20 protein-coding genes are annotated in these 21,590 nt (G+C 54.0%); 2 read left to right on the top strand and 18 right to left on the bottom strand.

The genetic code is table 11. The features are described from left to right. Positions 1-104: 104 nt before the first annotated feature. From J0X00_RS13635 to J0X00_RS13550, 18 genes are all read right to left on the bottom strand, one after another. The gene (locus J0X00_RS13635) at positions 105-3,656 is read right to left on the bottom strand and encodes a DUF6701 domain-containing protein (RefSeq protein WP_282478262.1); all 3,552 of its coding nucleotides are present in this window, start codon (positions 3,654-3,656) and stop codon (positions 105-107) included. Beyond that, positions 3,653-4,129 carry an MSHA biogenesis protein MshP gene (locus J0X00_RS13630; protein WP_282478261.1) on the bottom strand — a complete coding sequence of 159 codons (477 nt, stop codon included), beginning with the start codon at positions 4,127-4,129 and terminating at the stop codon, positions 3,653-3,655. Before J0X00_RS13630 ends, J0X00_RS13635 begins: the two co-directional genes overlap by 4 nt. Further along, positions 4,119-4,820, bottom strand: coding sequence for a prepilin-type N-terminal cleavage/methylation domain-containing protein (locus tag J0X00_RS13625; protein ID WP_282478260.1), 702 nt, complete (start codon positions 4,818-4,820; stop codon positions 4,119-4,121). Before J0X00_RS13625 ends, J0X00_RS13630 begins: the two co-directional genes overlap by 11 nt. Further along, on the bottom strand, positions 4,820-5,401 hold the full coding sequence (locus J0X00_RS13620) for a prepilin-type N-terminal cleavage/methylation domain-containing protein (protein ID WP_218562411.1): 582 nt from the start codon (positions 5,399-5,401) through the stop codon (positions 4,820-4,822). The genes J0X00_RS13625 and J0X00_RS13620 overlap by 1 nt, the downstream gene beginning before the upstream one ends. Beyond that, positions 5,398-5,892 (bottom strand): prepilin-type N-terminal cleavage/methylation domain-containing protein, encoded by a 495-nt coding sequence (locus J0X00_RS13615; RefSeq protein ID WP_282478259.1) that lies wholly within the window; start codon positions 5,890-5,892, stop codon positions 5,398-5,400. The genes J0X00_RS13620 and J0X00_RS13615 overlap by 4 nt, the downstream gene beginning before the upstream one ends. A gap of 120 nt (positions 5,893-6,012) precedes the next feature. Next, positions 6,013-6,489, bottom strand: a complete 477-nt coding sequence (locus tag J0X00_RS13610) for a type II secretion system protein (RefSeq protein WP_282478258.1) — start codon at positions 6,487-6,489, stop codon at positions 6,013-6,015. Between the two features lie 33 nt (positions 6,490-6,522). Next, the gene (locus J0X00_RS13605) at positions 6,523-7,095 is read right to left on the bottom strand and encodes a prepilin-type N-terminal cleavage/methylation domain-containing protein (RefSeq protein ID WP_136487611.1); all 573 of its coding nucleotides are present in this window, start codon (positions 7,093-7,095) and stop codon (positions 6,523-6,525) included. 93 nt (positions 7,096-7,188) lie between these two features. Continuing rightward, on the bottom strand, positions 7,189-7,641 hold the full coding sequence (locus J0X00_RS13600) for an MSHA biogenesis protein MshF (RefSeq protein WP_218562415.1): 453 nt from the start codon (positions 7,639-7,641) through the stop codon (positions 7,189-7,191). 2 nt (positions 7,642-7,643) lie between these two features. Next, the gene (locus J0X00_RS13595; RefSeq protein WP_282478257.1) at positions 7,644-8,873 is read right to left on the bottom strand and encodes a type II secretion system F family protein; all 1,230 of its coding nucleotides are present in this window, start codon (positions 8,871-8,873) and stop codon (positions 7,644-7,646) included. Between the two features lie 8 nt (positions 8,874-8,881). Then, positions 8,882-10,606 (bottom strand): type II/IV secretion system protein, encoded by a 1,725-nt coding sequence (locus tag J0X00_RS13590; RefSeq protein ID WP_282478256.1) that lies wholly within the window; start codon positions 10,604-10,606, stop codon positions 8,882-8,884. Continuing rightward, a complete protein-coding gene (locus tag J0X00_RS13585; RefSeq protein ID WP_282478255.1) occupies positions 10,596-11,708 on the bottom strand; it encodes an MSHA biogenesis protein MshN in 1,113 nt (370 codons plus the stop codon). Before J0X00_RS13585 ends, J0X00_RS13590 begins: the two co-directional genes overlap by 11 nt. Next, positions 11,708-12,550 carry an AAA family ATPase gene (locus tag J0X00_RS13580; RefSeq protein WP_282478254.1) on the bottom strand — a complete coding sequence of 281 codons (843 nt, stop codon included), beginning with the start codon at positions 12,548-12,550 and terminating at the stop codon, positions 11,708-11,710. The genes J0X00_RS13585 and J0X00_RS13580 overlap by 1 nt, the downstream gene beginning before the upstream one ends. A gap of 5 nt (positions 12,551-12,555) precedes the next feature. Next, positions 12,556-14,214 (bottom strand): pilus (MSHA type) biogenesis protein MshL, encoded by a 1,659-nt coding sequence (gene mshL / locus J0X00_RS13575; RefSeq protein WP_282478253.1) that lies wholly within the window; start codon positions 14,212-14,214, stop codon positions 12,556-12,558. 15 nt (positions 14,215-14,229) lie between these two features. Beyond that, positions 14,230-14,571, bottom strand: a complete 342-nt coding sequence (locus tag J0X00_RS13570; RefSeq protein WP_282478295.1) for an MSHA biogenesis protein MshK — start codon at positions 14,569-14,571, stop codon at positions 14,230-14,232. A gap of 1 nt (position 14,572) precedes the next feature. Further along, the gene (gene pilO / locus J0X00_RS13565) at positions 14,573-15,229 is read right to left on the bottom strand and encodes a type 4a pilus biogenesis protein PilO (protein ID WP_136487618.1); all 657 of its coding nucleotides are present in this window, start codon (positions 15,227-15,229) and stop codon (positions 14,573-14,575) included. Next, complete coding sequence (locus tag J0X00_RS13560) at positions 15,229-16,674, bottom strand: MSHA biogenesis protein MshI (protein WP_282478252.1); 1,446 nt, start codon at positions 16,672-16,674, stop codon at positions 15,229-15,231. Before J0X00_RS13560 ends, pilO begins: the two co-directional genes overlap by 1 nt. A gap of 8 nt (positions 16,675-16,682) precedes the next feature. Further along, positions 16,683-18,689, bottom strand: coding sequence for an RNase E specificity factor CsrD (gene csrD / locus J0X00_RS13555; protein WP_218562421.1), 2,007 nt, complete (start codon positions 18,687-18,689; stop codon positions 16,683-16,685). 384 nt (positions 18,690-19,073) lie between these two features. Next, entirely contained in the window at positions 19,074-19,619 is a 546-nt protein-coding gene (locus tag J0X00_RS13550; RefSeq protein WP_136487620.1) for a single-stranded DNA-binding protein, read from the bottom strand. Between the two features lie 284 nt (positions 19,620-19,903). Between J0X00_RS13550 and J0X00_RS13545 the strand changes: the two genes are divergently transcribed. Then, positions 19,904-20,554, top strand: a complete 651-nt coding sequence (locus tag J0X00_RS13545; RefSeq protein WP_282478251.1) for a LuxR C-terminal-related transcriptional regulator — start codon at positions 19,904-19,906, stop codon at positions 20,552-20,554. Positions 20,555-20,684: 130 nt separating this feature from the next. Continuing rightward, the gene (gene galU, locus J0X00_RS13540; protein ID WP_136487622.1) at positions 20,685-21,554 is read left to right on the top strand and encodes a UTP--glucose-1-phosphate uridylyltransferase GalU; all 870 of its coding nucleotides are present in this window, start codon (positions 20,685-20,687) and stop codon (positions 21,552-21,554) included. Positions 21,555-21,590: the final 36 nt, after the last annotated feature.

Here is a 21,590-nt window from a genome sequence, read left to right as displayed (position 1 = left end):
ATGTACCAATGCCTTGCCATCACAGCAAGGCATTGAGGTCTAAACATGGGCTGAAACACGCAATTTCTAACAGATTCCTAACCTGGGGGGTGAAAATGACGGGATCATTGCCCGGTCAGGCGTGCTTCACCACGGAAAATCACCCGATCGTTGCCGCGATGCACGCCGAAGGTCACCACTGCCGACGGATCCTCATCACCAACACCGCGCCAATTGTATTGCAGCCAGGGATTATCGGCCCCCTGCGGACCACAGGTTACGCTGCTGTCGGCCAGCTGCGGCGAGCGGCTACTGCTGTCATCAAGTCGCAGCCAGAAACGTACCTGTTCACGCACACTGTTCTGCTCCTGCTCGGAATGGGGAGTCGCCATCAGTTGATCGCTCTCTCCTGCCGCTACTGTCGGGATTTGCAGTGACGCCTGGCGCGGCTCGAGTGATGAATTGAACTTACCGGCATCTGCAGTCCATATGCTCTGGCGGCAAACCGAATTGGCGCTCGATCGGAACCAGCTGCCGTTATCATCACGGTTGGTGACAAAGCGGCTGCCCTGCCAGTATTCCGTCCGCAGCGGTACATTTATCTTACTGACGGTGGTACCGCCGACGTCATCCAGCACCATACGCCCGTAACGAATATCCGGTTGCGAACCAAACACCGCACCGCGATCCACTGTCGTACCATCCTGAGTTAATGTCAGTTGCGGTGAAGTAAAGTCCACACCATCCACTTTATCGGTCACCCGCAAGCCAAATCCGCTGCTAAACGGACCATCCGCGCTGGTGGTATAAGGAGAGGGATTGGTTACACGCTTGCTGAATGTCAGTGAGTGCTCACCTGACAACACACCATCCGACCAGGAGCCGGAGCCATCCCAGAACTGTAGATCGTAATCGGCAATCCGCGCGCCGAGATCGCCACCACTGCTGTCCACCGCCAGCAGCTTAATATCGGCGATCAGGGCCGGATCAAATGATGAATAGTTTTGGGTAACCTGGCCCTGGCTGTTCTGCGCTTCAACACTAAACCCATAACCAAACGGCTGATTCATGTAAGCAAAACCTGCCTGACCATCGGGATAATCCCAGTCGTTGGCGCTGAGACTGAGCCAGGCCGGATAAAAGCGGCCAATTTCGCGATAACCCGGATTGACCGTCATGCCGAGGTACTCATCACTCAGGCCCGCTTGTACCCGCAACACCCCGACTTCACTCCAGTTGAGATCGCTAAAGGGCAGATATTCATCGTTAACCCCTGAGGTATTGTATCGTTGCAACTCACCATTGAGCGTACCGTTCGCTCCATCTTCGGGTTCAGCAACCCGATAGCTGAGTTCTGCCTTTGCACTGAGTTGTGCGGCAGACGAAAAGAAGTTTTGCGTCACCGGCCGGGCACACAGGCCTGAAGTTTCAATCTCACCTTGTGCGGCGCCACCACTGATCCAGCGTAGCGGACGCACATTCAGCCCGAATGTGTTGCCGGCTGCAGTAAAGGCAGTGCTGTTGCGAACAGTAATATTGCCGTCCATCGCACTGCTGTCACCGGGCGAACAAATGGCTAAGGTCCACGGACGTGAATACACAGTAAAACTGCCCTGCAACGTGCCTTTACCTTTGATCGGGCAATCGTCGCCCAGCTCGCGGCAGTTAAAGTTGCTGTCTTCCAGCAGCACGGTTTTGATGCCGCTGTCGTCCATCACTAAATCCGCCGTCGCTTCCCCATCTTTGAAAACAGGAGAAAACTTCAGCTCACCAACGCCGTTAGCTGGTGCCTGCCACACTGAACTGACCGCAGGCGTGCCTTGGTAGGCTAGATCTTTCGGGCTGCCATCCGCAGTACAGGTTTGGGCCGTGATGGTAACTGGCTGCGGTTTGCTGGCAATCACGCGCTGGTCTTCGGCGGCCAGTTTATACGGTACAAAATGGTAAGTGCCGACGACCGAGTCACTGGTGCCTTTGGGATTGAGATGCCCGCTGATGGTCAGGGTCTGGCTTGCCGTCGCGGCTAAATCAAACCATAGCTCGCCATTGCTGTTAGGGGTATACAGCCCGTTGCTGCCGCTGCCTTTTCCTTCCACCAGCGTCAAATCACTGCTGGCTGGTGAAATACGGATCTGACCGCTGTAAGAACGGCTGGGCAGACTGTTAAGATCCACCACCTGAAACTCCAGGCGTTGGGTCTCACAGATGAGTGCATAGTCCGCTGCAGGCTGTAACGTGAGTGCATACTGACTGGTGATCGAGCTGCCGTCCCAGCACTCCGGTTTATTGGCGGGTGCACGTAAAGCCAGACCACTGCTGACAGTAAGCAGATTGGTGGTGATCGAGCCCTGCATATTCATATAGTTGGGAATGGTGACACTTTTCGCCAGCACCGATGCACGCAGCTCATTATTACTGCGCAGCAGCATATCCGCGCGTGGGCCGTAGAATACCGGCGCGATATAACCCGTCATACCATCGCGATAATGGGTATCCAGAGCATTGGCCGGAGCCAGGCTATCGACAATATTGACCTGCGCATTGCTCTCGAAATACCAGTTGCCGCTACCACTGCCGGATACTGTTCTGAAATTGATCCGCGCCGAGTTGTAAAAATATAGGGCCACGTTACCACCATAAGTCAGGGTTTCGATTTTGCGTCCGTCATCCAGCATCAGGTAAAGCCTCTTCGTCGACCAACCATTGAGATAAAGACTACGTAAATTCTTTTTCAGGTGAATATAGATATTGCCGTCAGCCGGATCGGAATAAGAACAAACGGCAGAATTGGCCCGGCACACAGTCTGATAACTGCGCGAATCCGTGGTCCCATTGTTAATTTCGATCGTATCCTGGCCATCAAAATTAATGTTGAGCGGCTGCGGCGTCTTAGCTTTCCTTTTTTCGAGCAGGCCATCATCATTACCGGGGTAACAGCCCATGCTACCGTTACAGATCCTGGAGTCCGGATTCTTATATTCAATATACTCATTACCCACGTCATCAAAACCAATCCGCAACGTGTCCCAGGAAGTGCCGTTTTGCCATGGCTGGGAGTAATGATAAATATTATGCTGATCTGCCAAATAAGCCGGTGACCAGCCACGGATATCGGTGGCCGCGTTCTGCACATTGAACTTGCTGGGCGGGAAAGCGGCGTAGGCGCTGCTGCCCGCAGTTTTCCAGCTCTGCACTGGTTGCGGGAACACATCACAGGTATCGACCGGGATATGGATGGGCGGCTCAGAACCATCTGGATTACAATTCAAGTGATAAATAGATTCATCACCACGTATATTTCTTGGTCGCCCAAGATCCAAAATACTGCCTCTATCGCGCCATTCTCCCCCGTACGTGAGATTGCGTATGTAGTAAGTGGCTCTCAGTAAGGTGTAAACCAGACGCACCCGATAGCGGACTCCCTTCTGTAAATAAGGCTCGTTGAATTCTGCGCCAAACAAACTTCCTTGATTTCTGGTAGACCACAACTCACGGCCGAAAAGAAAGCCATCATCACTAAACAGCTTTTGCTGCACATCACCCTGACCAATTACATCAAACTCTATCGCCGTATCCTGCCACCAATAAGACGACACGGTACAACGTTCCACCAGCGCAAAGGCTGGCCTGGCCATGCACAATAACAGCAGCAATGTCAGTTGAATGACTCTTTTCACAATGCCTCCTTCACCAGCACATCCTGGACCCGTTCGACCTGATAACGGCCACTGCCACAGGTGACACGACTTTCCAGCTTAAATATTTGCTCATCCTGCAGCTCCCCAAGCGGAATACACTGAGTTTGTGCCGAACAACCCGGATACTGCGTTATCATGCTGTTTGCCTCAGCCGAGATTGCTGTCCAGTCATCATTACATACGGTGCTGACCGCGGCCGACTGGCCGAGCGGATAGAATTGGGTCAGCGCCATCTCATTGACGGAATGGGCAGCAAACCAGGCCTGAGTACCGAGCAGTTCGCGCGCCAGGCCGTCCTGATTGGACCATTCCATCCGGCTTAATGCCGAAGCGAGAAAGCCCATCACCACAATAACAAACAGGGCGACCATATATAAATTGCCGCCCTGTTTACGCCGCCCGGCCAATGGCTGACGGGCAGCTGGGCATGACTGCACTTTATCAGGGAACATTGAGTACCTGCACATCCTGTTCAAAATCACTCGACTCACCATTCTGGCTGAAACGCAGCGACAAATGCACCACGCCACTGCGTTGCAAACTGGCCGACTCATAATCAAAACTGCCGCTGCTGATGCTGTCACCGACGATAACCCCATTACGGCTGATGGTGCTGGCAGCAAAATTAAGGCAATACTCCACCGCCGAGCGATACATATAAAATCGTTGTGCCACCGACTGGCTGCTGAGCGGCTGCGCTAAAGTCAGCGTGGTATCACTGCCGCTCATCGCAATGCCGCTGCCGGAGTTAAACTCTTCCTGATGACTCGGATTGATCATCATGGTCAAACCATCAAAGTTGAGCGAACTGCTCGCCTGCGATACGTTACCGACCAGAAAACTGAGCTGTGTGTTGTCTTCGCCGCCCAGGGCATAAAAACCGGAATAGACAATCGGGTAAAACGATAAACACTGCCCACTGCTGTCCGTGGACAGTGCCAGACTGTTGGGAATTGCGTGGCGAATCTCACGCATCATTTTTTCCAGTACAAACTGGGCCTGGGTCTGGATACGCTGCCGGGCCACGCTATCAGCGTAGCCGCGACTGCCGAGTTCGACAAATCCGGCGATCCCGAGTACCAGAATCGAACCGACAATCAGGGTCAGGATCATTTCGACCAGAGTAAATCCGCGCGTGCGCATCAGTAATTCCCCCGATAGGCGACAAACTGGTACTGGCCATAACCGCCGGTATCCACTGTGAGGCGGATTTGCTTGAGTGCAGTCACTGCCGCCAGCGGCTGATAATTACTGCCGGCATAACTAACGGCCACGGTGACGGTAAAATGGCGGTAGTTGGCACTCACATCCTGGCCCAGCACATTGGCCAGCGGATAAACATCGGGATTCGAACCGCAATCGCTCGCCCTGTCGCTGTACCAGCAGCCGATATAGTCATCGACATCGTTAAACTGATCCGGTGAGGATTCTCCGGGCGTTGAATTCCCGTCCCGGCCCAGTGATTCAGGAGGCGTACACGCCTCGGCGCCCGCTTCACCGCAGCGCAAAAAGCCGCCGTCAAAATCACTATTTTCGTCAAAACCGAGCGCCAGGATCTGGCTCATCATACTCTGGCCAAGATTGGCGGCGCGGGTCTGGTAATGCGGCGTGGCGGAGCGCTCGACCTGCGGATAGAGAAAGCTGACCAGAGTCACCATCGCCAGACCAATGATCACCATCACCACAATGCTTTCAATCAGGGTGAAACCGCGCTGGCGCATCATACGCAGCCTCCGCGTGACACATAGCCCTGCGAGTTAATGCAAATCTGGGTTGAGCTGTCCGGCGCGCTGATCAGGATCGTCAGGCCGGGCTGAGTAATCCCGACCGGATTACCGAGCAGATCAAACGACAGGCTCTGGTTATTGAGCGATACAGAAGAGGCGAACGAGAGTTGGTCACCACGCAGCACATCGCTGCGTGCGTCATCATTTCCGGCCTGGCAGGCCGCGACCGAGCCTACACAGTCTGGTGTCACGGCCAGGGTATAATAGCCGTTGCTTTGCAGCTGTTCGGCACTGAGGTTGGACTGCATGCGGCTGAGCTGGATCTGGCGGATAATCGAGATCGCCTGCTCCTGGGCGGTAAAGGCAGAAAAGCTCGCCACACCGACAAAGCGGCTGGCAGCGTACACCGACACAATGCCGATTAAGATGATCACCACGATCAGTTCCACCAGGGTAAATCCGGCGTTAGTACGAGCAGATGAGTGCATCGATTCTCTGGTTAAGGAAAGATAAAGGGTAAGTGTAGCAAGCCGGTCAAAGCTCAGGCTCTAATTTCAGACCGGCTAAAGCAATAAAGGCCAGCGAGGCTGGCCTTGGAATACATCTGATTAACAATCTCCTGCATCTGACACTGTAATAACAGGTTCGGATCCAGCGGTTTCTGCTGCTTTATATGTAACATTACAAGTCCAGTTTGGATTGTCTCCTGCTGGAGTAACCTGAATTACAGCACCCGCAGTATCAGCTCCCCCAGAAACTTGCCAATCACCGTCAGTATCAAATCCTTTCATAGCAGCTACAATGCCTGCACTGCTAGCAGTAGGGTATCCAAAAATAGTATTTACATTACCTTCGGCTGAAGAAATAACTACCACTTCATCGCTAGTTTCAACCCCACTAATCGCAGCCTTACCATAAACAATACCCGCAGCCCCCTGCATTGCACCTTTCAGACCTTGAAGTGCTGACGCTCTAGCATCACTTTGCAAATTCAGGAAACGCGGCGCGGCTGTGACCGCCAAAATGCCGAGGATTACGATCACTACCACCAGTTCGATAAGGGTAAAACCGCCTTGTCTTTTCATTGTAACTCTCTCTCTTATAGAAAAATAAATCGTTTATTGTAAGGTGACCGTTACCCGGCCGGTTCGGATCTCGTACACAAACTGATGTGCGCTGTTGCCTTCCTGCTGCACGTAAGTGCAGGTCCAGTTACTGCCGTCAGCCTGTGCGCTGTATCGGATATCATCATTACTGCTGGCATTGGCCACCGTATCGACTTGCGGTGGGTTCTGCAGCAGGTTGTCCATCAAGTCGACACAATTCTGGTCATCCAGACTGCCCGGCGCGCTGCCACCGTTATCATTGAGCGCAAACGGATAACCGTCGCGAAAATCGGTGCTGGTGCCGCTGCTGTCCTGGGCGCGGGTCAGCCAGAAGTCCATGCCATCATAGTTAACCGTATTGTAGCGCTCGTTACCAACCGTCACCGAGGGACGCGATCGCGCTTCCCACTGCGCACGGGCAGAGAGCACGCCAGTGGCATAACCACCGGCCACACCTTCAATACTGGCCTTTTTGGCCTCATCGGTAACGTCGAGAAAACGGGGTAAGGCGGCCACCGCCAGTAAGCCCACCACCACAATCACGATCACCAATTCGACCAGGGAGAAACCCGACTGCTTACTCATATCTCTAATCCTAACACACTCATCAATGTTGCATATACAGGCAACCGGTTTTCGCTCAACTTCGTGACACGGTAAATAGAATCTGCGGCCCGATTAAGGCTGCGGGCGTATTTTCGCTGAAAACCTGTTGTTTTGTAACCGTATTTCTATCGTATTGTCGTTGTGGTATTCAAACACACATTCATAGCCGTTACTCAGCGTTGTGCCAGTCACCCGCGGCGGCTGATTCAAAATTGTGACCTGCGGGTAAAGCTGGGCTAACAGAGTGTTGCAATCTACCGCGCCCTCGCCGTCCAGGCGCGGATAGAGCCAGCCATGCGGTGAGAATGTCATCCATTCGCCATCAATCTCACTGCGCTGCGGCTGGCCGCGCAGCAGCCACTCCTGCTTGTAAAAGTTGGCCCGCTCAATCATACGGCCGCTGGCAACCTCAAACGCGGTACGCTGTAATTCTCTGTTTATCGGCTGCCAGGCAGAAAACATGACCGCAATCAGACTCAATACCACCAAGGCCCACAAAATCAGGCCGGAACGCTGTGTGAGCACCGTTAACGCCCTTTGATGGCATCCATCATGCCCCACATCGGCAGGAAGATACCCAGCGCCAGTACCAATACCATCGCGGCGACAATCACCAGCAGAATAGGTTCGATCCTGGCGGTCAGCGTTTTGAGATCATAATCCACTTCACGATCATAGAAATCCGACACTTCGAGCAGCAGCTCATCAATCCGGCCGGTCTCTTCCCCGACCGCGATCATCTGGATCACCAGCGGGGTAAACACGCCACTGTTGATCGCTGTGGCCGACACACTGCTGCCAGCCTCAATCGCCGCCTTCATCTCCAGCAGGCGCGCCTCGAGAAACTTATTGTCGAGCGCTTCGGCAGCCAGAGCCAACGACTGATTAAGTGGCACCCCAGCACGTAACATTAAGGAAAACGTGCGGGAAAAACGCGACAACTGTGCCCGATTGACTATGGTGCCGACAATCGGCATACGCAGGCGGAATTTATCCCACTTTTCGCGTCCGGCTGCGGTGTTGAGCCAGGCGCGAAACGCAAACAGCAAGGCCATCATCACCGCGACCATACCCAGCCAGTAGTGAACGAAAAAGTCCGACATACCAATCAGAATCCGGGTCGGCAACGGCAGATCAACACCGAAGCGCTTAAACATGCTGGCAAACTGCGGAATCACTTTGATATTGAGAATAAACAGCGCCAGTAAGATAAAACTGATCACAAAGGTCGGATAACGCAACGCGGTTTTGATCCGTTTGCGGGTTTCAACCTCCTGCTCATAGTAGTTGGCCAGCTGTAATAATGCCTGATCAAGACGACCGGTATTTTCACCGACATTGATCATCGATACAAATAGCGGGCTGAACACGCCGGTATGCATCTGCATCGCCGATGACAGACCACGTCCGTTGGTCAGTTCGTTGGTCACTTCTTCCAGCGCATGCTGCAACTGCTTGTTGGAGCAGTTTTGAGTCAGACCTTTGATTGAACGCAGCAGTGGCACACCGGCCTTGGTCAGGCTGTACATCTGGCGGCAGAAGATCACCATGACTTCGAGCGGTACCGCAGGTACCAGCAGCGTGCGCCAGTCAAAACCGCTACCAGCGCTGGTTTTGCCTTTACCGCGCGCGATCGACGTCGGGATCACCCCTTTGTTGATCAGCGTTTCAGCCGCCAGCTCTTCGTTCGGCGCTTCAACCGAACCTGAGGTCTTGCTGCCGTCCAGATTGCGGCCTGAGTATCGATAGGTTGGCATACGTTATCCTACAACTCGAACGCCTGGGCCATGCCGGACGAGTCACCCTCACCCAGGGCCATCACTTCATCCAGACTGACCACGCCCTGCAGCGCCAGCTCCATCGCCGACACTAACAGAGGTTTGTAGTCTTTATCGGCGCGCGCAGCGCGGGCAAAACCGACCGCATCATTGGCACGCAGTGCGTCCATCATATGGTGTTCCAGCTCCAGCATTTCAAATACCCCGATCCGACCGCGATAGCCGGTCAGGTTACAGCTCTGGCAGCCGCGGCCACGCATAAACGGCGCCGCGACCTGATTGGGAAAACGCTGTGCCAGCCACTGCTGGCGCGCATCATCCACCACATCCTCGCTTTTACAATCCGGGCAGACTTTACGGATCAGGCGTTGTGCAATAACGGCCCGCACCGCACTGGCCACCAGGTAGCCAGGTGCGCCCATATCAATCAGACGCAGCGCACTGTCGACTGCGTCGTTAGTATGCAGGGTCGACAGCACCAGGTGACCGGTCAGTGCCGCACGCAGGCCAATTTCCACCGTCTCCTGGTCACGCATCTCGCCGACCAGAATGATATCCGGGTCCTGACGCAGAAAGGTGCGCAGCAGGGTTGAGAAATCGAGATTAATTTTCGGATTAACCTGCACCTGGTTGACCCGCTCGATGCGGTATTCAACCGGGTCTTCCGCGGTAATGATTTTCTTACCGGCGACATTAAGCTCGGACAGCGCACCATACAAAGTGGTGGTTTTACCGGAACCGGTCGGCCCGGTCACCAGGATCATACCATGCGGGCGTTTAAGCTGACGCCGTAGACGCAGCAACAGATCTTCCGGAATACCGGACTGTTCCAGCTTGCGCACCCCGGAGGTCTGGTTGAGCAGACGCATCACCACCGACTCACCATGCTGCACCGGCATGGTCGACATCCGGATATCCACTGACTGACCTTTACTGCGGATATTAAACCGGCCGTCCTGCGGCAAGCGTTTCTCGGAAATATCCAGGTTGGCCATCAGTTTGAGGCGCAGTACCAGCGCCGGTGCGATGTTAACTTCATTAAGCAGGGTTTCATGCAACACCCCGTCGATGCGCTGGCGCAGACGCAGCATGTTCGCTTCCGGCTCGATATGGATATCCGACGCACCGACCTGAATCGCGTCTTCAAACAAGGAGTTGATCAACTTCACCACGGTGACATCTTCGCTGTCTTCACCGCCTATGGTGTAATCAAAAGCATCGTTGCCCTGGTGTTCAGCGTGCAGCTGCTCCGCAAACGAGGCGATTTCTTTAGTGCGACGGTAATATCGGTCAAACCCTTCCACCAACTGCTTTTCCGAGGCAATCACAAACTCAAAGCCGTACATCGGCAGCTGGTTCAGCAGCGACTCCTGGGCAAACAGATCCGCCGGATCACTCATGGCGACGCGCAGAATATCGCCTTCACGGCCAATCACCAGCGCCCGTAAGCGGCGCGCATGCACTTCCGGCAGCAGTTGCACCGCATCAATGTCGATGTGGGCGCGATTGAGATCAATCAGTGGCAGAGAAAGCTGCTGGGACAGAAAGGTCAGCATCTGCTGCTCGGTCAGAAAACCAAGCTCAATCAGGGTGCTGCCCAGTTTACGCCCGCTTTCACGCTGGGCTACCAGCGCCTGTTCAAGCTGCGTTTCACTGACAATGCCCTCTTCAACCAGCAGGTCGCCGAGACGTTTCCGAAGTTTAATTTGCACGTTTGTCTTCCTCCACAGCAGCAATCACGGCCAGACGATCGCGGATAAAGGTTTGTGATTGCGAAGAGAGTCCCACTTTGCTCAGCGCCTGCTGATACGACGCTCTCGCCTCAGGCAGGGTGAACGCCCGCTCCTGCTGAATGGCCAGACCCAGCCACCAGCGGCCATTGCCGGGCTCTTTTTGTGTCAGCGCCTGATAGCTCTCCAGCGCCAGTTCGTTATGTTTACTCTTTTGCGCCAGAGCGGCGCGCAGCGATAAATACTCCAGCGATGGCGCGGCAGGCAGAAAAGCCAATGGCGACAGCGCCGCTTCCGGCTGCTGTTCTTTAATCAGTAATTTCGCCAGAGCGATACGCAGCCGCTCGCCCTGGCGATTAAGTTCAATGCCGTTTTGCAGCAGGTCAAACGCACGCCGTACATCCCCTTTACCATAGTAAAGCGCCGCCAGTTTCTGGCGCACGGTTTCATCCTCGGGGGTATAACGCAGTGCTTCACTGTAGGCATCGACCGCATCCTGAAAATCATTGCTGTCGAGCGCTTTATCGGCGCGGCTGAGCGCTTTTTGCGCCAGTTGCTGCGGGGTCAGTTCCACCTGCTCAACCATCATGTGCGCGTCACGGTTATCGCTTTCCACGCTCTGTGCCGATGTATCGGTAGCCGATTGACGATCTGACTCCTGCGCAGCAGGTTGCTGCGGCGGTGCCGATCGCGGTGCCGTGACGGATGGAGGCGGTGGCTGAGATTGGGCCGCGGCTTGAGCGACATTTTTTTCGCGCGGCGCATCACTAACGGTACGTGACGGCCGGTAGACTTCAATCGCCGTCGGGCTGGTATTGCGGGTCGGCGAAGCCGTCGGAGCTAACTCAGTTTGCTGCGCTGCGAGCAAGACAGGTTCGCCTTGCCCTTCGTCCGCTGGCAGACTGTGCGGCGCCTGCCAGGACACCGCCCAGCCGCCTAAAGCCAGGCTGAGCGCGCAACCGCCCAGCGCCCAGACCCAGCCGGGACGGGTTTTCACCGGCGCCACGCGGGCCGCTTCAATCTGCTCCAGTGAGGCTCCGCGCTTGGCCGCCAACTGGGACAGCGCTTTGTTGATCTCACTCATTACTGACTCCATCCCCACAGCAGCGGGGTTTTGAATTTAGGTTTACAGGTATCAAAGGTGTCATGAATTGCCGCATAAACATGCTGGTTGCTCACTTCAGGTACCGCATCATAAAACGCCAGTAACAGCGCTTTATGGCACACCTGGTTGATAAGACGCGGGATACCATGACACGCGCGCCACAAGGCTTTCTTTTGCCCGAGGCTGAACAGCTCCTGAGCCGCACCGGACTTTTTTAAACGGTTATCGATATAAGCCACGCTCTCTGCCAGATTGAGCGGGCGCAGGGTGGCACTGAAAGTGATGCGCTGACGAAACTGGCGCAGATGATGTTCGCTCAGGCGCACATCCAGTTCCGGCTGGCCTATCAATACCATCTGCAGTAATTTGGTCTGCTCGGTTTCCAGGTTGCCGAACAAACGCAGCACTTCCAGCGCTTCATCGGATAACGCCTGCGCTTCATCCACCATAGCGACCACCCGCTTGCCCTCATCGTGCAGCGTCATCAAACGGGCCTGAATGCTTTCCACCAGCGTGCTGTCACTGAGTTCACCGAGCTGCAGTTCGTGGGCCACCGCGCGGCGCAACTCCATCGCACTCAGCGCCGGATTGGGTAAATAGAGCAGCTCGACATCAGAGGACAAATGGGTCAGCAACATCCGGCACACCATGGTTTTACCGGTGCCGACTTCACCGGTGATTTTGATTACCCCTTCGCCCATTTCCAGCGCGGCGCCGACACTTTGAATCGCCTCATAATGCGGCGCTAAGCCCAGAAATAACCGCGTGTCCGGGGTGAGGTGAAACGGCAACTGCTCCAATCCGAAGTGGGCCAGATACATAATAATTACTCAGCGTCCGGGAACCATTCCTGCAGCAGATCGCGCGAACGTTCCAGCTCTTTATGCCAGGTGTTCACCCCGACCACGGTCGGCTTCAGCAAGATGACCAGCTCGGTTTTCTCTTTGGTCTGGGTGGTGCTGCGGAACAGGTGGCCGAGGGCAGGAATATCGCCCAAAAACGGCACTTTCGACACGCTGTTACTGGTATCGGTTTTCATCAGACCGCCAATCACCACCACATCGCCATCCTGAGCACGAATCACCGAATCCGATTCACGAATCGAACTGCGCGCCAGTGGCAGCGTAAAAGTACTGTCGTTATAGGTAATTTCTTTGTCCTGCTGCTCGACTTCGATTACAGACGGGTGCACATGCAGCAGCACATTGCCTTTATCATCGATCTGCGGCGTGACATCGAGCGAGATGCCGGAGAAGAACGGCGTCAGTTCAACGTTGGGGGCAGCCTGGGTATTGTCGCCCGAGCCGACCACACTGGTCAGATCGGTCACATAGTACTCATCACTGCCGACCTTGATCACCGCTTTCTGGTTGTTGGCAGCCGTCACGCGCGGGCTGGACAGCACATTCAGATCGCCCTGGGTGGCCATAAAATTAAGCACCGAGGTAAAACTGCCGTCGGAAATGGTGATATTGGTCTGGCCGCCGAGCAAGGTACCGATGGCATCCAGTCCCGGCAGGGTCGAGCTACCGCTGCCAACCCGGTTGATCACCACATCGCCGTTACCGAGCGACATGTTTGACCAGTTAATCCCTTGCTGATAGCTGTCAGTCAGAGTCACTTCGAGAATTTTCGCTTCCAGCACTACCTGGCGCTGCATACGCTGCTGCGACACATCGAGAAAACGGCGCACTTCGCGGATTTCATCCGGATAGGCACGCAGAGTGATCACCCCCGCTTGCGGGGTCACCACCACATTCTGCCCGCGCCCGCTGCCAATCAGGCGACCGACCGCGGTTTCCAGCTGCGGCCAGAAGTCACTCTCACTGGTGGTTTCGATTTCTGTCCCGCCACGTGCTGTTTCTGCCGAAACCGAGCTTTCCCGATTAGACCCGTTTGAATCAGAAGATGAAGAACTATTGCTGTTGACTGAACGTCTTCCGTTACTTGAATTATTACTGGAGTCCGTATTGGTAATCGTACCGGTGGTGATCGACGTCAAGGAGCGGCCACTGCGCTTAAACTGCAGATAATCGACCGGAATGGTCACGGTACGCAGGCCCGCCGGATACACCTGCACCACTTTTCCCTGGGTTTCGATATCATAACCGTACAGGTTGCGTACCACATCCAGTGCTTCATCCAGAGTAACATCGCTCAGATTGACCGTGATGTTGCCTTCAACGGCAGGGTGAATGGCTACGCTGTAGCCGGTATTTTGTACCAGGCTGGCAAAAAAGGCCTTGGCATCCACCTCTTTGGCCTGAATGCGAAAGCGCTTGAGATTACGCACCGCACCGGATTCCGTCTCATGCAAATCGGGCATCAGATCGGCTTCGACCGAAGCGGGCAACTGCTCCAGATTACGGCTGTTTGAGTCCTGGATCGACTGGTCAAGTGACTTCTTTACCTCAACCGGATCCCGATGCCCCATCGAACACCCCATTAAGGCGGCGATCATGACACCGATAACCACTTTACGCATAAGTAATCTTCTACCTTATTGTTTGATATCAAGGGAAAACAGCGTGAGTTCCCAATGCTGTCCACCACGCGTGAGCCTGACCATGGATTCAGTCACAGCCGCGACCAGATAACCATCCACTTTATCGCCGCTCTGCACGACCCGGTCGTTGACGATGGCATTGCAGGTCTGGCTGCACAAAATGCTGTTCAGCTCAGGTAACGCCGTTTTCGCCGGTGCACTGGCTTTAGCAGCCGGAGTAAACCCCAGCGGCGCGGTCGGATCTGTGCTGGCGAATGCCAAAGTGCTGCCGAGGAGCGCGCCGCCCAGCAGCATATAACTTTGCCTGACTCGTGTTGTCAGCCTGCGAATTACCATATTAGCCACCAATAAACTCCTGGCGTGAGCCCAGGGTATACACCTGCACAATCAAGCGTGCCTGCGGGTATTCTTCCACCGCGTAGTGGAAACTGCGCCAGTAGTATTTGACCGGCAGACTCTCCAGCGCCAGCAGATAATCACGGATGGCAAAATAGCTCCCCGTCAGCTCAAGGCGCACCGGATGGACATAATACGTGCTGCTTTCCTGCTCCTGCTGCGGTTGACCGGTTTTCATCGGCTCAGCCGGCAGTGACGTCAGACTGATCAATTTGAGCTTGCTGCTGCGCTCTAAAACGCTTTGCAGCAATTGTGCCATTTGAGTCGGCGAAACCAGAGTCGACGTCAGTTCAGCCAAGGTCATCGACAGCTCCTGACTCTGCGCTTGCAGGCTGGCGAGCTGCTTATCGACATCCGCATCGGGATTTTTGCTCAGCGCGACTTCAAACTGCTGAATCGTCATCACTTTGCTGCCATTCGCTGCATTCAGACTGGCCAGTTGGCTGCGTTGCTGCTGATAGCGTGCCAGGACAGGATCCAGCAGCCAGGTCTGCAGCAGCAAGGCAACCGCGACTAAACCACACACGGCAATCAGCCATTTCTCGCGCGCCGAGCGCACAGCAAAAGCCTCGTTCCAGGCAATCCAGCGTTGCTTCATCACTTAGCTCCTTGCTGAGTCTTCAGTTCAAAAGTAATCACATCATCGTCATTGCGGCCAATCACCAAGCGGTCAAAACTGCGTCCGGTCAGGTGCAATTCACTCTGAAACTCGGCAATCCAGCTCGGCACCACTTCCGCATCACGGGCCAGCCCTTCAATGTCGAAGCGCTGCGGCGTCATATCAATCTGACGCAATGAAATATCTCTGCGGGCCAGTTTGGCCAGGGCATTCATCACCCCGGAATAACCCACCTGCTGGGAGTGATCAAACTGATTGATCGCAGCCAGTGACTCCTGTTTAGCGTCAATCTCTTTTTTGAGCCGGGCGACAGCAGCCAGTTTCTCTGCCGAGGGCTGATGCTGGGCAACCTGCTGTTTCAAGGTGCTGATCTGTTTGTCCCGCTGCGCTGCGAGCGCTTTAGCCTCCGCAACCTGCTGATCCAGCGCAGACAAACGAAAGTGATAAACGACGGCCACAGCCAGCATGATCAACGCCACTCCGCCCCAGGCGAGGCAAACATTAGCCAGGGTGAAATGATCTTTTTGCGGCTTGAGCTGCTGCTGATAGAAATTCACCGCTGAGTCAGGCAGATGGCGGCAATGGCGCGCCAGCAACTGGCCGGATAACTCCTGCGGCACCTCATCGGAGAGAGTGAACACCTTTACGTTCAAACGCTCATTCAAGCCGCTAATCAACTCCGCATGATCCTCGCCATCACAGCAGATATGCAGCTGATGCAGGGGAATGCCTTTTAGCTGGGAGGAGAGGTAATCAATCGAACGTTGCAGCTCCAGAGCCAGTCCGTCCAGTTGCAACATCGAGCTGGCCATACCGGTTAGCGGCGCGACGATGCCGCGCAAAGTGCGCTGGAAATTACACTGCTTATCGACAAACGCATCCAGTTTAAAATGGCCGCCCTGACTGCGTTGCAACAACAAAAAGTGCGCCTGTTCGGGCAGGCAATGAGCCCAGACTTCCTGCTCGGGAACCATGCGCCCCAGATGGCAGCCGAGCTTTTCCAGACTGTCCGCTAACTCGAGGATCGGCGCTTTGGCCATGACATACGTCTGGACCTTGTTGCTGCCGGTCAACGGGTGAGCATCAGCGACCACCTCGGTCACTTTCTCGCTGATTAGATCTTTAAGTAGAAAAGGCAGGGCGGCCGTCCACTCTTCACGCGGTACGGCCGGCTGATCAATCTGGTAGCTCTGATAAAGCTGGGAGTGTAACACCACATCCAGGGTGACCCCTTTCAGGCCGGCTTTGCGCACCGCTGCACACAAAGCTTGTTGCCAGCTATGACCGTCAAGCGTGCTGCGTTCCGGCAAGGCAGGCACAGCCGCAGAGGCAAAATAAATTGCATCTGGCTGCACCACAGCGCTGATGGTGTGCTTCTGGCTGCTCTTGCGGGTCAGTTTCTTGATTACATCATCCAATGTCATAGATTATTTCACTTTGTTCGCCAGCGGTTACGACGTCCGGGTTTGACCAGACTTTTCAGTGCGTTGACAGGCGGTGGCGGCGCAGGAATCAAATCCTGCTCTTCGGCAAACAGACGCCCCTGGCCACCATCAACACCGAGCGACAACAACATCTGCCATTCGGATTCACTCTCCACCCCGACCGCAATCACTTTGGTTTCCGTGCCGCTGCACACCCCGATCATACTGCGTACAAACAGCTGATTTTCATGGCGCTGATCGATGTTCTTAATGAGGCTACGATGTAGTTTCAAATACTTAATTTTTAAATCTTTAATGTAATGAGTGGCGACAATAGTCCGCCCGGCCTGGCCAACCACCAGCTCACAGCCCATTCCGGCCATCATCCGCATCACCGGACGCATGTAATCGAGATGCTGCACCAGATGACCTTCAGCAAATTCGAACGACAAACGCGAACGCAGGCTATGCGGCAACTGCATCAGCTCATTGCGGAACCAGCGCAGATAGCGCTTATCGGCAAACGGCACCACATGCATATTGAGCGAGAAGGTTTCAGCCTCCCACTCGGCTTGTTTGAGCAGTTGCAGCACCCGGCTGAATACGGCGCGATCCAGTACCATTTCATAGCCAACCGTTTCTAGTGCAGCGCTGAAGCGGGAGGCTTTCAGCAGACCCTGCTCAGGATCATCAATCCGTACAAATAACTCATTATGAACTAATGTTAGTCCATTAACCGCATCAGATAAATAACATGGCTGACGAAAAAGCCTGATTTTTTCGGGAGTTAAGCATTGGTCAAACAGAGTTCTCCAGCGTACGCTACCGCGCTCATCATCTGCTTTGGCCACTTTTTTAAACCGGCTCCAGGCATTACTGCCCTGCAACTGGGCGCTGCGCAGTGCCGTTTCCGCTTCATCAATAATCCGGCCACGTCGCTCACCTTCCTGGTACATACTGACTCCGATATGGAACCAGTTGTCATGATCCATCGGGATTGGCGGTGTGATGCGTTCAATTAATTTGAGACATTGTGTCGCTACATGCGCGACATCCTTCGAGCTCTGATTCGGCATAAAAATAGCAAATACCGCATCGTAATAGCGGGACAGAATCACTTCCGGATAACGGGCAATGACGTTGGAGATGCACTCTCCGACCTCAACCACAAAATCATCAATGGTACGTTTATCCTGCTCTTCCCGCGCGGCATCCAGCTCTTCCATACGAATCATAATCACGCCGCCATGAGCGCCGCTTTCCAGCATGGTTGATTCCAGCTTACTGTCGAACAATATCCGGTTGGCCGCCCCGGTCAGCTGATCCAGAAACGTCTGGCTGCGGATAAAGGTATCAAAACGGCTGCGTTCCTGGCGCGCATCCTGTAACTCTTCAATCAACACATCCAACGCTTCACTGGCGGTATACGGCCACTCACGCTCATCTCCTTTGGCGTACTGCTCAACCCGGCCGGCCAGAATCATCCGCCCGCGCTCTTCCAGCAGCTCTGAGCCATGCAACTGCTCTTTGAGCCACTTCACTCCGCGCACCAGGCAGAACACGATTAACATCACCGCCAGAGTGATCGAGCCCATGGCACCCATGGAGTAACCATAACCGAGGTATGGCGGGACTATCTTGAAATGAATCGAGTAGCCCTGATTACGCGCTAAAGCGATATCCGTATCGTACAGCCGAGCGGGGTCGGTCTTCGATGAGGTGTCTTTAAAACGGTAGATAGTGCCGGCCGGCGAAGAGAGCTGCATCTCCACGATGTTAGAGGCCTGCAGCATTTTGGGCATCCAGCGCTGCATGGAGTATGCCGCATCCGGATCTTCTAATTCTTTGTCCACCACCTCAACGATCCCGTGCAGGTAGTGATTGAGGTACTCCTGCCCCATACGCTGAAACGACAAAGTGCCACCGATGAACAGAATAAACATCGCACTGATAACAATTAACGTAACGAACGCAACTAAACGCGTACTCAATTTAAGCGTCGGTGTATACCGCATGAAACTGAATTCCCTTCCTATTCATCGGTTGAGGCAACAAACTCAACGGGCATTGAAGCATTCTGTCACTCGGGATCCCGGTGATCTTATTCACTCAAAGCGACCAGCGGAGCTGATCAATACAGCTTTGCGAGCCGAGAAGTCATGCTTATTGTGATGTCCCGTCTGGCGGTGGACTATATCATCCGATGCTCGCCATCAATACGCGGACGGGTTTACTGCCTGATAATCGATGTTCGACCCCGCCTCAATACCGGGTTGCGCGGTATCAGCGGGAGACTCAGTCTGGGCTGGATACGGTTCCTGAAGCCACAATTTGAGTATCGATGAGTTAACTATATAAAAAAGCCGCGAAATTCGCGGCTTTTTTATATCTCGGAGCTCTTAGAATGGGATGTCGTCATCAAAATCCATTGGTGGCTCATTGTACTGCGGCTGCGACTGCTGCGGTGCCTGCTGCTGCTGTGGCTGTTGTGGCTGGCGCTGCTGCATGGCCGGTTGCTGAGGCTGACCCCAACCACCCTGCTGTTGTGATGACTGGTTCATGCCACCACCTTGTTGCGGCATACCGCCTTGCTGACGGCCACCCAGCATCTGCATGATACCGTTATAACCCTGAACAACGATTTCAGTGGTGTAACGATCCTGACCAGATTGATCCTGCCATTTACGAGTCTGCAGTTGGCCTTCAATATAAACCTGTGAACCTTTACGCAGGTATTCACCAGCGACTTCTGCCAGCTTGCCGAACAGAGCAACACGGTGCCATTCGGTTTTCTCGCGCTGTTCACCAGTCGCTTTGTCACGCCATGTTTCTGACGTAGCAACTGTGATGTTTGCTACCGCACCACCACTAGGCATGTAGCGAACTTCAGGATCGCCACCCAGGTTACCAACCAAAATTACTTTATTCACGCCACGGCTTGCCATGTTCTGCTCCGTATTTAAATTCGGTGTATTTCTGAAATAGTCGGCAAGGATAACATGCTTTGCATCGACTACCAATCATCCACCAGATAGTTCTCTCTCCCGGCGCAAAAATCCATCCTTCACGCTCAATTTCTTCGGCGCACTTCGAGCTTTTTACCCCTGATAAGCTGCTCATTTACCTGAACAATTGAATTCTCACGCAAAGCCTGATTTTGCATTCGCCTCTGTCGATTAATTTCGGCATGTTACAGCTTTCAGCCCCACAGATGGAAAGGAGAACTGTCATGTCACGCACCAACTACACCCGCACGATTTACCTGCTGTGTCCGGATCAAAACCAGCCACCCGCCCCCTCGCTGCAAGAGGCATTATCGCGTCTGCCAGTCGACGTACCCAGCATCGAACCCGAACAACTCCTGCACGAATACAAAACCGACAAACATAAAATCCTGTTATTTAATTATGACCAACATCAGGAACTTCGCCAGCGCCTGAGCCCGTTACGGCTGACCAATATCAACCTGGAAACCATACTGTTTAACGTCAACCGCCGGCTGCGCACCGAGGATTTGCTCTCATTCGGTCATCTTAAGGGGCTGTTTTATCGGCAAGACACGCCTGAACTGATTGCCGACAATCTGGCGGAAATCATCAATGGCTATAATCGCCTGCCGCGCCATGTCATTAGTCAGCTGCTGCATCATTTCCGTCACGTCTGTCAGCATCACAACACCCAGGCCAGCCTCAACCTGACCACGCGCGAGCTGGAAATACTGCGCTGCCTGCAGACCGGCAAGTCCAACCTCAGAATGGCGGAAAGTCTGTTCATCAGTGAATTTACGGTCAAATCGCATCTCTATCAGATCTTTAAAAAGATTGCGGTCAAAAACCGTACTCAGGCGGTCGCCTGGGCTAACCAGAATCTGTTCTCATAACTGAGGTGAGCAGCACATTTTCTGGTCCGGGACGGAGAATGTGCTGAAGTCACGCCCCAGAACATGGTAAAGTCGTAGCCAAATTGGCTTCCAACTATACAGAATCAAAGAAAAATAGGGCTTTAAACTTATGATCAACAAATGCCTTTTCCCGGCAGCTGGCTACGGCACCCGCTTCTTACCGGCAACAAAATCAATGCCAAAAGAGATGATGCCAGTGGTGAACAAACCTCTGATTGAATATGGTGTTGAAGAGGCCATTCAGGCGGGTATGACTGGTATGTGCATTGTGACCGGACGAGGCAAGCACTCGATCATGGACCACTTTGATATGAACTACGAGCTGGAACATCAGATCAGCGGCACCAACAAGGAAAAACTGCTGGTTGATATCCGTTCGATCATCGATACCGCGCAGTTCACTTACATCCGTCAACGCGAGATGAAAGGCCTGGGTCACGCGATTCTGACCGGTCGTGAACTGGTCGGTGATGAACCCTTTGCCGTGGTGCTGGCCGATGACCTGTGTGTGAATGAGCAGCAGGGTGTGCTGGCCCAGATGGTTGCACTGTACAAACAGTTCCGCTGCTCGATTGTCGCCGTACAGGAAGTCCCGCAGGATGAGACCCACAAATACGGTGTGATCTCAGGCGAGATGATCAAAGACGATCTGTTTCGCGTGGATGACATGGTGGAAAAACCAGAACCAGGTACTGCACCGAGCAATCTGGCGATCATCGGCCGCTACATTCTGACTCCGGATATTTTTGAGCTGATCGAAAATACCGAACCAGGCAAAGGCGGTGAAATCCAAATCACCGACGCGCTGCTGAAACAAGCCAAAGCGGGCTGTGTGCTGGCTTACAAATTCAAAGGTAAGCGTTTCGACTGCGGCAGCGTTGAAGGCTACATTGAAGCCACCAACTACTGCTTCGAGAACCTGTACCAGAAAGATCAGCAAAAGGTTGAGCTCGACAAGCACTCAACCCAGAAATCATAATTGCTGTACCTGACCTGATTCTGCAAGCCATCCTCC

Source organism: Vibrio sp. ABG19, from assembly GCF_029962385.1.
Classification (GTDB): domain Bacteria; phylum Pseudomonadota; class Gammaproteobacteria; order Enterobacterales; family Vibrionaceae; genus Vibrio; species Vibrio ostreae.
The sequence above is the reverse complement of the archived record's forward strand: the minus strand, read 5'-3'. Positions and strand labels throughout refer to the sequence as shown.

What these genes read in the sequence shown, in the direction of transcription:
- pilO (WP_136487618.1), bottom strand. Translation starts at nt 15,229, where the DNA reads ATGAAGCAACGCTGGATTGCCTGGAACGAGGCTTTTGCTGTGCGCTCG.
- J0X00_RS13605 (WP_136487611.1), bottom strand. Translation starts at nt 7,095, where the DNA reads ATGAGTAAGCAGTCGGGTTTCTCCCTGGTCGAATTGGTGATCGTGATT.
- J0X00_RS13630 (WP_282478261.1), bottom strand. Translation starts at nt 4,129, where the DNA reads ATGTTCCCTGATAAAGTGCAGTCATGCCCAGCTGCCCGTCAGCCATTG.
- J0X00_RS13580 (WP_282478254.1), bottom strand. Translation starts at nt 12,550, where the DNA reads ATGTATCTGGCCCACTTCGGATTGGAGCAGTTGCCGTTTCACCTCACC.
- J0X00_RS13620 (WP_218562411.1), bottom strand. Translation starts at nt 5,401, where the DNA reads ATGATGCGCCAGCGCGGTTTCACCCTGATTGAAAGCATTGTGGTGATG.
- galU (WP_136487622.1), top strand. Translation starts at nt 20,685, where the DNA reads ATGATCAACAAATGCCTTTTCCCGGCAGCTGGCTACGGCACCCGCTTC.
- J0X00_RS13550 (WP_136487620.1), bottom strand. Translation starts at nt 19,619, where the DNA reads ATGGCAAGCCGTGGCGTGAATAAAGTAATTTTGGTTGGTAACCTGGGT.
- J0X00_RS13615 (WP_282478259.1), bottom strand. Translation starts at nt 5,892, where the DNA reads ATGCACTCATCTGCTCGTACTAACGCCGGATTTACCCTGGTGGAACTG.
- J0X00_RS13625 (WP_282478260.1), bottom strand. Translation starts at nt 4,820, where the DNA reads ATGCGCACGCGCGGATTTACTCTGGTCGAAATGATCCTGACCCTGATT.
- J0X00_RS13585 (WP_282478255.1), bottom strand. Translation starts at nt 11,708, where the DNA reads ATGAGTGAGATCAACAAAGCGCTGTCCCAGTTGGCGGCCAAGCGCGGA.
- mshL (WP_282478253.1), bottom strand. Translation starts at nt 14,214, where the DNA reads ATGCGTAAAGTGGTTATCGGTGTCATGATCGCCGCCTTAATGGGGTGT.
- J0X00_RS13560 (WP_282478252.1), bottom strand. Translation starts at nt 16,674, where the DNA reads ATGACATTGGATGATGTAATCAAGAAACTGACCCGCAAGAGCAGCCAG.
- csrD (WP_218562421.1), bottom strand. Translation starts at nt 18,689, where the DNA reads ATGCGGTATACACCGACGCTTAAATTGAGTACGCGTTTAGTTGCGTTC.
- J0X00_RS13595 (WP_282478257.1), bottom strand. Translation starts at nt 8,873, where the DNA reads ATGCCAACCTATCGATACTCAGGCCGCAATCTGGACGGCAGCAAGACC.
- J0X00_RS13610 (WP_282478258.1), bottom strand. Translation starts at nt 6,489, where the DNA reads ATGAAAAGACAAGGCGGTTTTACCCTTATCGAACTGGTGGTAGTGATC.
- J0X00_RS13570 (WP_282478295.1), bottom strand. Translation starts at nt 14,571, where the DNA reads ATGGTAATTCGCAGGCTGACAACACGAGTCAGGCAAAGTTATATGCTG.
- J0X00_RS13545 (WP_282478251.1), top strand. Translation starts at nt 19,904, where the DNA reads ATGTCACGCACCAACTACACCCGCACGATTTACCTGCTGTGTCCGGAT.